The organism is Mesorhizobium sp. M5C.F.Ca.IN.020.29.1.1 (assembly GCF_003997375.1).
Taxonomy (GTDB): domain Bacteria; phylum Pseudomonadota; class Alphaproteobacteria; order Rhizobiales; family Rhizobiaceae; genus Mesorhizobium; species Mesorhizobium wenxiniae.
This window is the reverse complement of sequence record NZ_RZSW01000198.1, coordinates 1-10414: the sequence shown is the minus strand read 5'-3', so window position 1 is coordinate 10414 and position 10414 is coordinate 1. Positions and strand designations below refer to the sequence as shown.

Annotated in this window: 12 protein-coding genes; 4 read left to right on the top strand and 8 right to left on the bottom strand. The window is 61.6% G+C overall.

The window, feature by feature from the left end; genetic code table 11:
- Positions 1–733, bottom strand: a 733-nt coding sequence (locus EOA85_RS17260) for a DUF2157 domain-containing protein (protein WP_127210522.1), incomplete at its 3' end; no start/stop codon positions are given.
- 239 nt (positions 734–972) lie between these two features.
- On the opposite strand from EOA85_RS17260, the gene EOA85_RS17255 reads away from it, so the two are divergent.
- A complete protein-coding gene (locus EOA85_RS17255) occupies positions 973–1113 on the top strand; it encodes a DUF1127 domain-containing protein (RefSeq protein ID WP_006335194.1) in 141 nt (46 codons plus the stop codon).
- A 54-nt stretch (positions 1114–1167) separates the two neighbouring features.
- Positions 1168–1308, top strand: a complete 141-nt coding sequence (locus EOA85_RS17250; protein WP_023802557.1) for a DUF1127 domain-containing protein — start codon at positions 1168–1170, stop codon at positions 1306–1308.
- Between the two features lie 375 nt (positions 1309–1683).
- Here the strand turns inward: EOA85_RS17250 and EOA85_RS17245 are convergent, their stop codons facing one another.
- Positions 1684–2235: a hypothetical protein gene (locus EOA85_RS17245; protein ID WP_127210521.1), complete on the bottom strand. Its 552-nt coding sequence runs from the start codon at positions 2233–2235 to the stop codon at positions 1684–1686.
- Between the two features lie 150 nt (positions 2236–2385).
- On the opposite strand from EOA85_RS17245, the gene trmFO reads away from it, so the two are divergent.
- Positions 2386–3795, top strand: a complete 1410-nt coding sequence (trmFO, locus tag EOA85_RS17240) for a methylenetetrahydrofolate--tRNA-(uracil(54)-C(5))-methyltransferase (FADH(2)-oxidizing) TrmFO (RefSeq protein ID WP_127210520.1) — start codon at positions 2386–2388, stop codon at positions 3793–3795.
- A 24-nt stretch (positions 3796–3819) separates the two neighbouring features.
- Here the strand turns inward: trmFO and EOA85_RS17235 are convergent, their stop codons facing one another.
- The 5 genes from EOA85_RS17235 to yajC all read right to left on the bottom strand — a co-directional run bounded on the left by EOA85_RS17235 (position 3820) and on the right by yajC (position 8426).
- On the bottom strand, positions 3820–4671 hold the full coding sequence (locus EOA85_RS17235; RefSeq protein ID WP_164759708.1) for a phytoene/squalene synthase family protein: 852 nt from the start codon (positions 4669–4671) through the stop codon (positions 3820–3822).
- Between the two features lies 1 nt (position 4672).
- Positions 4673–5062 carry an Mth938-like domain-containing protein gene (locus tag EOA85_RS17230; RefSeq protein WP_065007774.1) on the bottom strand — a complete coding sequence of 130 codons (390 nt, stop codon included), beginning with the start codon at positions 5060–5062 and terminating at the stop codon, positions 4673–4675.
- 15 nt (positions 5063–5077) lie between these two features.
- Positions 5078–7630 carry a protein translocase subunit SecDF gene (gene secDF, locus EOA85_RS17225; RefSeq protein ID WP_127210519.1) on the bottom strand — a complete coding sequence of 851 codons (2553 nt, stop codon included), beginning with the start codon at positions 7628–7630 and terminating at the stop codon, positions 5078–5080.
- 121 nt (positions 7631–7751) lie between these two features.
- On the bottom strand, positions 7752–8033 hold the full coding sequence (locus EOA85_RS17220) for a hypothetical protein (RefSeq protein WP_095521437.1): 282 nt from the start codon (positions 8031–8033) through the stop codon (positions 7752–7754).
- Positions 8034–8087: 54 nt separating this feature from the next.
- A complete protein-coding gene (yajC, locus tag EOA85_RS17215) occupies positions 8088–8426 on the bottom strand; it encodes a preprotein translocase subunit YajC (RefSeq protein WP_065007771.1) in 339 nt (112 codons plus the stop codon).
- 289 nt (positions 8427–8715) lie between these two features.
- On the opposite strand from yajC, the gene EOA85_RS17210 reads away from it, so the two are divergent.
- On the top strand, positions 8716–9591 hold the full coding sequence (locus EOA85_RS17210; RefSeq protein WP_127210518.1) for an ATP-binding protein: 876 nt from the start codon (positions 8716–8718) through the stop codon (positions 9589–9591).
- A 151-nt stretch (positions 9592–9742) separates the two neighbouring features.
- Here the strand turns inward: EOA85_RS17210 and EOA85_RS17205 are convergent.
- Positions 9743–10414, bottom strand: a 672-nt coding sequence (locus EOA85_RS17205) for a M23 family metallopeptidase (RefSeq protein ID WP_164759707.1), incomplete at its 5' end; no start/stop codon positions are given.

Here is a 10414-nt window from a genome sequence, read left to right as displayed (position 1 = left end):
CGGCAGCGAAGATCGCAGCCGAGAAAAGCAGCACCGACACGACGACGAGCGGCACAGCGACCTGCAGTGTTTCGTATTCCGTAAACAACAGCACGAGATAGAAGATGACCGACAGGATGATCAGGTGGCGTGCCGCCTGGCTGCGGCTCCAGAACGAAATGGCGAACAACACGCTCGCCATGACGACGAAAAGATGCGGAAATTCCGCGCGACTGAAATAATCGAAGCCCTTCAGGAACAGCCAGGCATCGGCAATGCCGACAGCAGCGACTGTCAACGGGTTCGAGCGCAGCGCAACCGCGGCCAAGGCCGTGCCAGCGCCCCAGGTGATCAAGGCCGATGCCTCGTCGCCGGACAAATGATACATCTGGCCGATGAGCGCGATCGATCCCCCGAATGCCGCCGCGGCGACGATCCAGAGTGCCTCGCCCATTGCAGCATGGTCGCGTGTCTTCAGCACGGCGCCGCCGACATAGCCGGCGAAGATGATGGCGAAGAGCGCTGCCACCCGCGCCAGCCGCGGGATGGCCTGCCAATTGGCGGCGACGAAGATCAGGACGGCCGCACCAAAAAGCAGCGCCGCAATCATCGCCAGGATCGAGCCGAAGCTCAGTGATTTGCGCTCATTGGCCTCGACGTCGCGCGTCAGCGCGTCGGCCGTCGAGGCATCGATCAGGCCAACCTGCAGCCATCGCGCGATATCGGTCCTGACGCGTGACGAATAGCTCGCCATGCCTTTCTCCCCCAGCTTGGTCTTTTTTCAGCCGATTCCGGCCAAACCGTTGACGCTACGGCATTTTCCGATTCGGGTGGATCTGTGTCGAAGACGTGATTTGGTGCGGTGATGGTGCATTGCACAATTTGCATTGCTGCTATGCACCAAAGGCGGTTTTAAATCGATATGACCCCACCTATCTTCAGGTCGTACACAAAGACGGAATGATCCGAAAGAAAGACGAAACGAGAAATACCATGAACCTGATCCGCAATTACCGCAACTGGCGCCGCTACCGGGACACCGTTTCCGAGCTGAGCCGCCTGAGCAACCGCGAACTGACCGACCTCGGCATCAGCCGCAGCGACATCCACTACGTCGCCCGCAAGGCGGTCTAATCCTCTTCGGACCGCAAATGGTCCGAACCAGTTTGACTTGAAAAGAGAACGACAATGAACCTGATCCGCAACTATCGTAACTGGCGCGTTTATCGCTCGACGGTTACCGAGCTGGGTCGCCTTTCGAACCGCCAGCTGCATGACCTCGGCATCGTCCGCGAAGAGATCAAGAGCATCGCCCGCAAGGCGATCTAGTCAAGGAATTTCGCCAGGGTTGACCTCCTCCCCAACCCTGACGAATACGGTCAGCCTTCACCTCCTCCCGAGGGTTTGACCACAAAACGGCGCCCGCCGCACCCTCCTCCCGCGGCGGGCGTTGTTTCCCCAAGGCGAAACAAATTTCGTCTCAGGGCGAAACGAATTTCGTCCCCAGGGGTTTCGCCCCCTTCATCAGGCGAAAGGAATTTCGTCAAAGCCGACCTCCTCCCCGGCGATGACGAATACGGTCGATCTTCACCTCCTCCCGAGGATCGGCCAGCAAAACGACACCCGCCGGACCTCCTCCCCCGGCGGGTGTTGTTGTTTTCAGAGTCGAAGCAGTCCGAGAGCCGTTTTGGCGGGGGACTGTCGTCAGTCCAGCGCACCGCTTTCCAGCACGCCCCGTTTCTTCCACTGGCTCAGCGGAAAAATGTCAGGTGCGCCGCCCATCGGCGCATACCAGGAATCCACCACCCATTCGGTGCCCCCGCGGTCGCTGATCACCGCCGTCCAATGGGGATAGCGCCCGTCGACAAACAGGCCCCGCGAGGCCTTGTCCTCGACCTTGTGAAACCTGAGCAATTTTCGCTCGGCAAGATAGACCAGCAGAGTATGCGTATTGGTCGATTCGTCGACACAATCCATCTGGCCCCTGATGCGCGATGCACCGAATTCCGACTGCGGCAGATCGCGAATGCCGATGGCCCGGAAAATGCGCTGCTCGAAATAGCGGACAGCCTTCGAAATAGCGGAGCGCTCGGCTTGGGGCGAACCCGCACCCGCACGCAGGATAGAGCGGAAACGCGCGCCGTCACCGGGGCCAAGCGCCAGCATCGTGCGATAGTTGCAACTATAGCCGTGGCATATGGGGATCCGCTTGGAAGCCGTCGCGGCCAGTTCGCCGGCGGCCGCTGATCCGCCCATGGCGATCACGACTGTCGAAAAGGTCGCTCTGGCAAAGTTCCCGAGACTCCCGTCCATTCTCCGACAGTAGACGATTGCAGCACTTGGCGCCAACAGTGCGACGAACTCATGCAATTGCAATCGCAGCTACAAGGGATTATTTCGGCGCTCATGAACAAGAATCCCATTCACGTCATCGGCGGCGGTCTCGCCGGCTCAGAAGCCGCTTGGCAGGCGGCCGAAGCCGGCGTTCCCGTTGTTCTGCATGAAATGCGTCCCGTCCGCGGCACCGATGCGCACAAGACGGGTGGGCTGGCCGAGCTCGTCTGTTCCAATTCCTTCCGTTCCGACGATGCGCAAACCAACGCCGTCGGTCTGCTGCACGCCGAAATGCGGCTGGCCGGGTCGCTGATCATGAGCGCTGGCGATGACAACCAGGTGCCCGCCGGTGGTGCGCTTGCCGTCGACCGCGACGGATTTTCCGAAGCGGTGACCAAAAAGCTCGAAGCGCACCCACTCATCACCATCCAGCGCGAGGAAGTGCCCGGCCTGCCGCCGGCGGACTGGGACCAGGCGATCATCGCCACCGGCCCGCTGACCGCGCCGTCGCTCGCCCAATCGATCGCGGAAGTGACCGGCGCCGATGCGCTCGCCTTCTTCGATGCCATCGCGCCGATCGCCCATTTCGACACGATCGACATGGACGTTTGCTGGTTCCAGTCACGTTACGACAAAGTCGGGCCTGGCGGCACCGGCAAGGACTACATCAACTGCCCGATGGATAAGGAGCAGTACCTTGCCTTCGTGCGGGCACTTGTCGACGGTCAGAAAACCGAATTCAAGCAATGGGAAGGCACGCCATATTTCGACGGCTGCCTGCCGGTCGAGATCATGGCCGAGCGCGGCGTCGAGACGCTGCGTCATGGGCCGATGAAGCCGATGGGGCTGACCAATGCGCACAATCCATCGGTGAAGGCCTATGCCGTCGTGCAACTTCGCCAGGACAATGCGCTGGGCACGCTCTACAACATGGTCGGCTTCCAGACCAAGCTGAAGCACGCCGAGCAGGTGCGCGTGTTCCGCACCATCCCGGGCCTCGAAAACGCCGAGTTTGCTCGCCTCGGCGGCCTGCACCGCAACACCTATATCAATTCGCCGACGCTGCTTGACCATTCGCTGCAGTTGAAATCGCGGCCCGGCCTGCGCTTCGCCGGCCAGATCACCGGCTGCGAAGGCTATGTCGAAAGTGCGGCCATCGGCCTGCTTGCCGGGCGCTTTGCCGCCGCCGAGCGGCTGGGCCACGCGCCGGCGCTGCCGCCGACGACCACTGCCTTTGGCGCGCTGCTCAACCATATCACCGGCGGTCACATCGTTTCCGACGACGAGCCGGGAAAGCGCTCCTTTCAGCCGATGAACATCAATTTCGGCCTGTTTCCCCCTGTGGAAGCGCCGAAAGCCGAGGGAAAGCGCCTGCGCGGCAAGGATAAGACCGTCGCCAAGCGGCGTGCGCTGACGTCACGCGCGCTGGCCGACTGCCGCGAATGGCTGGGATTGCCTTCGCGGGCGGAAGCAGCGGAGTAGCAGTTACGGAGTTCGTGTCAGCCTTCAGATGCCCGGCCAGCCTCGCGTTGCGCGACGCAAGAGCAGCCAATGGCGGCGCCAGGCCGAGAGCTGCGCCTCGCCGTTCAGAGGTGAGTGAGGAGAACCTTCCATCTTGCCGAGATAGGCGCGCGACAAGGCCAGCGGCAAAAATGCCGGTCGCAGCGAAACTGGCAAGGCCGATGCACTCTTCTCGAAAGCAGACAAATGCTCCTGCGCTAGTGCAATCATCGCGGCGACAGCGCGTTGCGCCCCAGGCCCACCTTCGCCCGCAACGAACTCCTCGGGCGACGACCCTGCCGCAGCCAGAATGTCGGCCGGGACAAAGCATTGCCCACGCTTGCGATGCAGCGGCAGCAGCAGCAAAAGGCCGGTCATCGCTTGTGCACAACCTGCTCTGCCCGCAAGTTCGGCAAACCGTGGTGCTTCGACGGGATCCAGCACCATCGCTGCAAGCTGGATGAGCGCCGCTGCGGTCTCGCCGCAATAGCCTTCCAGATCGGTCCGCGACGGCATAGGGTCGTCATAGAGATCGAAAATACGCGCTTCGAGCATGTTCTCGAAGGCAGATTTCGGCAGGCGGTGGGCGGAAATCGTGGCCGTCAACGCGTCCGCAACCGGATGGCCGGTGCCTGCTCCGGCGTCCTCGGCTGCGATGACATCGCGCCACCATTGCAGCCGCACCTCGCCCGGCAGCGCCTCGCGGATACGGTCACGAATGCCTGATATCTCGGTATTGAAGGCATAGAGCGAAAAAAGCGCGTCACGCTTGTCCTCGCGCGCATAGAGCGCGGAAACATAGCGGTCATGGTCGGCGGCTCGCACCGTTTCCATGACGATTTTGGCGTTTTCGCTCACGTCACTCCACGGCGATCAGTGCGGCAGCCACCGCACGGTTTTCCGCCAGAAGAACATTGTAGGTCCGCACGGCCGCGCCGGTCGACATCGGATCGGCCGCAATGCCCACCGCCTTCAGCGCAGCACGCAGCGCCGCCGGCAACGGCCTGAGATCCTTGCCGGCGCCGACCAGCAGGATCTCGATCTTGTCAGCCTCGTTGAGCAGCTTGGCGAAATCCGCCGCCGTCAGTGCCAGCGGATCAGCCGGCTCCCAACCGTAGATGCCCGACGGCAGGCACAGGAGCGAGCCGCGATGCGACATGTCGGCGAAACGAAACCCACCATTGCCGTAGGCCTCGATCGGGGCGCGGCCGGGGAAATGCGCTTCACGGATGACGATGCCTTTGGTCATCCCGTTGGCCGCCCGTCAGGTTGCCACGGCTTTGCCGCCGCTCACCGGCTTCTCCTCGTCGGCCGTCGCGGCCTGTGGCCGCAGCTTGAACAGGATGAGCAGCGGGGCGGCGATAAAGATCGACGAATAGGTTCCGAAGACGACGCCGAACAGCATCGCCAGCGTGAACGAGCGGATCACCTCGCCGCCGAACAGCACCAGCGCCAGCAGCGCTAGCATCGTTGTCACCGAGGTCAGCGTCGTTCTGGACAGCGTCTCGTTGATGGCGTTGTTCAACAACAGCGGCAGCGGCATCCTCTTGTATTTTCGGAGGTCTTCGCGAACACGGTCATAGACGACGATAGTGTCATTGAGCGAATAGCCGATGATGGTGAGTATCGCCGCAAGCGACGACTGGTTGAATTCGAGACCGGTGATGACGAAGAAGCCGATCGTCATGACCACATCGTGGACTGTGGCAATGATGGCGCCGACCGCGAACTGCCATTCGAAGCGGAACCAGACATAGATCAGGATTCCGAGCAGGGCGATCAGCATGGCGATGGTGCCTTGCTTGGCGAGCTCGCCGGAAACCGTTGGCCCTACCACCTCGACGCGGCGGAATTCGTAATGGTCCTGCAACTCGCCGCGCACCTTGTCGATGACGGTCTGTTCGGCGTTCTCGCCGCCCTCCTGCGTGCCGACGCGAATCAAGACGTCGTTCGGGTCGCCGAACTGCTGCACCTGCACTTCACCGATGTTGAGTTCCGAAAGCCTGCTGCGGATGTCGGCAATATCGGCGGTGCCATCCTTGGCCTGCACCTCGATCAGCGAACCGCCCTTGAAGTCGATGCCGTAATTGATGTCGACAGTCATGAAAAGCACGACCGCCAGGATCGACAGCACGCTGGACAGCGCGAATGTCCAGCGGCGGATGCCCATGAACGGAATTCTAGTGCCCGGCGGGACGAAGGTCACCGGCGCGCGCGGTAACTCCTTCGGGCGGGCGCGGCGAAGCCAGATCGACACCAGCAGCCGGGTGAAAGTGAACGCGGTGAAGACGGTGGTCAGAATGCCGATGGCGAAGGTTACGGCAAAGCCCTTCACCGGTCCGGTCCCGAGCCAGAACAGCACCACAGTCGCGATCAGCGAGGTGACGTTCGAATCGACGATGGTCGCCAGCGCTTTCGAAAAGCCCGTATCGATCGCCTGGATCACCGAGCGACCGTTTCGCCGCTCCTCGCGAATGCGCTCGTAGATGAGAACGTTTGAATCGACCGCCATGCCGATGGTCAGCACGATACCGGCGATGCCCGGCAATGTCAGTGTCGCGCCGAGCAACGACAACAACGCGATGATCATTGCCACATGCACCGCCAGCGCGATGTTGGCAATGAAGCCGAGGAAGCCATAGGCCACGAACATGAATACGACGACGAGGATGGAGCCGATCACGCCGGCGACCTTGCCGGCGTGAATGGAATCCTCGCCGAGCCCAGGGCCTACCGTGCGCTCTTCGATCACCGTCAGCGTCGCCGGCAGCGCGCCGGCACGCAACAGCACGGCGAGGTCGTTGGCGCTCTCGGCGGTGAAGTTGCCCGAGATCTGGCCGCTGCCGCCAAGGATTGGTTCGCGGATCTGCGGCGCCGAAATCACCTGATTGTCGAGGATGATGGCAAACAGCTTGCCGACGTTTTGTGAGGTCGCCTGGCCGAAGCGCGCCGCTCCCTTGGAATCGAACGTGAACGAAACCACCGGCTCGTTGGTCTGGGAGTTGTACGTCGCCTGCGCATCGACGAGATTTTCGCCCGAAACGATGACGCGGTTCTCGATCAGATACGGAACCGGCGGATCATCCTGCGAATACAGAACCGATGATCCCGCCGGCGGACGGCCGTTGAGCGCGTCCTGCACCGGCATGGACTGGTCGACCATCTGGAAGGTCAGCTTGGCGGTCTGGCCAAGAATGTCCTTCAGCCTTTGCGGATCCTGCAGGCCCGGCACCTGGACCAGAATGCGGTCGTCGCCTTGGCGTTGCACGATCGGCTCGGTAGTGCCGAGTTCGTTCACGCGGCGCTCGACGACCTCGAGCGACTGCGCCAGCGCCGTCGACGTCCGGTATTTGATGCCGGCATCGGTGACGGTGAATTTGAGCAGGCCAGGTTCGGAATCATCCAGCGACATCTCCTGGACGGAGCCGCCGCTGAACAGGCCGGCGGCCACCGGATCGGTCAATGTCTTCAGCGCCGTCTTGGCGGCATCGACCTGGCCGGGATCGGTGATGCGGACCTGCACGGTCCGGCCTGATCCGGCAAGACCGGTGTAGCCGATCTTGGCGTCGCGCAGCAGTGTCCTGATTTGGTCGCGCGTCGTCTCCAGCCGATCTTTGGTCAGGTCGTTCGGATCCATCCTGAGCAGGATATGCGAGCCGCCCTGCAGATCGAGGCCAAGCGTCATCTGGCGCTTCGGCACCCAGTTAGGAAGCTGGGCCAGCGTACTGGCAGAGAAAAGATTGGGCGCGGCGAGGATCACTGTGGCGGCCACGGCAAGCCAGATCAGGATCATCTTGAAGCGCGAGAAATAAAGCATATGGCGTCGTCCGTCAGGGCATTCTGGCGGATCGTTCCGCCTGGAATCGGGTTATTTCTTGGCGTTCTGGTTCGCCAGCGGCTCGCCGTTGGTCCGCACATGGGCAATTATCGAGCACGGGTCAGTCACTTTGGTCCTGCCATCGGGCTTTCTTCAGCAATGACCTGATTTCATCGCGTGTCGTCTCCAGCCTGCCCTTGATCAAATCGTCCAGATCCAAGCTGAGCAGGATGTGCGAACCGCCGTGTTGATCAAGGCCGATTGCCCTTTCGAGTTTTGGCATCCAGTCGGGCTGCTGCTTGGCGAGCGGACTGGCGGCGAAAAGACTGGGCGCACCAAGAACCCCTGCGATCGCCACGGCTACCCAGATCAGAGTCATCTTGAAGCGCGAGAAATACAGCAAATGGCGTCGTCCGTCAGGGGGCGTATCCGCGGATCGCTCCGCCAGAAATGTCGGTTATTTCTTGGCGTTCTGGTTCGCCACCGGCTCGCCCTTGACGCGCACATCGGCGATCGTCGAGCGCAGCGCCGTTACCTTGGTGCCACCGCCGAGATCGATCTCGAGCTCGTTGTCGTCGATCACCTTGGTCACCTTGCCGACGAAACCGCCGCCAGTGATGACCGTGTCGCCGCGACGAACCGCCGCCAGCATCTCGCCGCGCTTCTTCAACTGTGTGCGCTGCGGCCGGATGATCAGAAAATACATGATCACGAAAATCAGAACAAACGGCAAAATGCTGATGAACATATCCGGGGAGGTGCCGACGCCTTGGGCATATGCCGGTGTCACGAACATCGAAGTACTCCTGAATTTTGAAAAACAGCCGCCAAACCGTCCTAGGGAAATTTGGCGGCCCCGTGAAATTTGGCCGGAATATAGTCGGTAAAGTTACCAATGCAACTGCGGCCAGGCATTTCAGCTGCTTTTCCGGCTGGTTGAGCCGTGTTAGAGCATGATCCCAAAAAATGGAGCGCGGTTTCGGAAAAGATCCTGCTCTAACAAAAGGTTGGAGCCGGTCCGAAACCGCCGGAATCGAATAGGTTCCGTTGTCACACTCCTGAATGCAAAAACAAAAAGACAAGAAATGAGCGACAGCACCATTGAAGCCCTGAACAAGAAGCTAGACCGTCTGATCGAGGCGGTCGCCCGCCTCGCCCCGCCGCCGGTGCCGGAAACCGACCTCGGCGAGGCCGATTGCTTCGTCTGGCAGGCTGATCCCGGCTATCTGGAGCCGGTGCTCAAGGTCAACCGCGTCGACATCGGCCTGATCCGCGGCGTCGACCGCGTCCGCGACATACTGGTCGACAACACCGAGCGCTTCGCCTCCGGTTACGCAGCCAACAACGTGCTGTTGTGGGGCGCACGCGGCATGGGCAAGTCCTCGCTGGTCAAGGCCGTGCATGCGGCGGTCAATGCCTCGGCAAAGCTGGACCTGCCGCTCAAGCTCATCGAGATCCATCGCGAGGACATCGACACGCTGCCGAAGCTGATGAATTTGCTGAAGGTAGCACCTTACCGATTCATCCTGTTTTGCGACGATCTCTCCTTCGACCACGACGACACGTCCTATAAGTCGCTGAAGGCGGCGCTGGAAGGCGGCGTTGAGGGCCGCCCGGCCAATGTTATCTTCTACGCCACTTCAAACCGGCGGCACCTACTGCCGCGCGACATGATCGACAATGAGCGCTCGACCGCCATCAACCCGTCAGAGGCGGTCGAGGAAAAAGTCTCGCTGTCCGACCGTTTCGGCCTCTGGCTCGGCTTCCACAAATGCTCGCAGGACGAGTATCTCGACATGGTCGACGGCTATGTCCGCCACCACGGCCTTGCCATCGATCCCGAGACGCTGCGCGCCGAGGCGCTGGAATGGGCGACGACGCGCGGCAGCCGTTCGGGCCGCGTTGCCTGGCAATTCACCCAGGATCTGGCAGGCCGGCTCGGCAAATCGCTCAAAGATTAGGGACGAAGACTGAAAAAGCCCGCCCCTTGCGGAGCGGGCTGAGCCGGCGGGCCGGACTGGAGGTCAGGCGGCGCGCAGTTGCTTTTCTTGTTCGATTCGAGATAGGTCGACGGATCGACTTTTCTTTTGTAGGTCGAAGGATCGACTTTCTTTATTCAAGATAGGTCGAAGGATCGACCGGCGCCGAATTCTTGCGCACTTCGAAATGCAGTTTCGGCGAGTCGGTGGTACCGCTCATGCCGGACTGCGCGATTTCCTGGCCGCGCTTAACCTTCTGGCCGCGCTGGACCTCGATCGAGCGGGTATGGCCATAGACAGTGACCAACCCGTTCTCGTGGCGCACCAGCACCGTATTGCCGAATTCCTTGAGGCCATCGCCGGCGTAAATGACGACACCGTTCTCGGCCGCCTTGACCGGGGTTCCTTCCGGCACCGCGATGTCGACACCATCCTTGCCGCCGCCAAAGCTGGAGATCACGCGGCCGCGTACCGGCCAGCGCATCTTGCCGATACCGGTGGCGTTTGGCGCCACCGCGTCGTCGTCCTCGGCCTGCTGGATGACCTTGGCATCCTTCCTCGGCGGCGTGTAGGCGGCCAGCGTCTCCGACGGCGTGGTCTTTGCCGCAGGCGGGGTGGTGGCAGTCGTTACCGGATCGACCTTTGCCGGCTTGGCACCGGCAACCGTCGCGGTTCCGCCGGCCGGCACCTTCAGGGTCTGGCCGATCTTGAGCAGACCGTCTTGCATGCCGTTCGCCTGCTTCAACGCAACCACGCCGACGCCGGTCTTCCTGGCGATCGCCGACAGCGTATCGCCCTGCTGGAC

Excerpts from the sequence above, each read along its gene's own strand:
- EOA85_RS17230 (WP_065007774.1), bottom strand. The coding sequence starts at position 5,062 with ATGACCAAAGGCATCGTCATCCGTGAAGCGCATTTCCCCGGCCGCGCC.
- yajC (WP_065007771.1), bottom strand. The coding sequence starts at position 8,426 with ATGTTCGTGACACCGGCATATGCCCAAGGCGTCGGCACCTCCCCGGAT.
- trmFO (WP_127210520.1), top strand. The coding sequence starts at position 2,386 with ATGAACAAGAATCCCATTCACGTCATCGGCGGCGGTCTCGCCGGCTCA.
- EOA85_RS17245 (WP_127210521.1), bottom strand. The coding sequence starts at position 2,235 with ATGGGCGGATCAGCGGCCGCCGGCGAACTGGCCGCGACGGCTTCCAAG.
- EOA85_RS17250 (WP_023802557.1), top strand. The coding sequence starts at position 1,168 with ATGAACCTGATCCGCAACTATCGTAACTGGCGCGTTTATCGCTCGACG.
- secDF (WP_127210519.1), bottom strand. The coding sequence starts at position 7,630 with ATGCTTTATTTCTCGCGCTTCAAGATGATCCTGATCTGGCTTGCCGTG.
- EOA85_RS17255 (WP_006335194.1), top strand. The coding sequence starts at position 973 with ATGAACCTGATCCGCAATTACCGCAACTGGCGCCGCTACCGGGACACC.
- EOA85_RS17210 (WP_127210518.1), top strand. The coding sequence starts at position 8,716 with ATGAGCGACAGCACCATTGAAGCCCTGAACAAGAAGCTAGACCGTCTG.